At 68.4% G+C, this 256-nt stretch carries 1 protein-coding gene; it reads right to left on the bottom strand.

All coding sequences use genetic code 11. The annotated features are described in order from the left end of the window. A partial coding sequence (locus ACY9Z2_RS19160; protein ID WP_463611268.1) for an LpxL/LpxP family acyltransferase occupies positions 1–256 on the bottom strand: 256 nt, incomplete at both ends.

Raw genomic sequence — 256 nt, 5'->3', positions numbered from 1 at the left:
CCTCCCGGTCTCCGCTGTCCGGCAACTCCACCCCGAAGTCGCACAGCGTGATCACCCCCGCTCTCCAGGGGTTCTCCCGCGGGAAGGCTGCGGGCACAACCCGCGCTCCCGTCCGCAGCGCGATCCTCGCAGGTCCGGCCGGCACTTCGATTTCTCGTCCGAAGAACGTCGCTTTCACGCCATCTCCCACCCGCGACTGGTCCACCAGCAGCGCCAGCAACCCGTTGTCCTTGAGCGCCCGGAACAACGAAGGCCC

The sequence above is a fragment of the Virgibacillus sp. GM2-2 genome (genome assembly GCF_055329585.1).
Note: the sequence above shows the minus strand (reverse complement) of the source record. Positions and strands in the feature narration are given on the sequence as shown.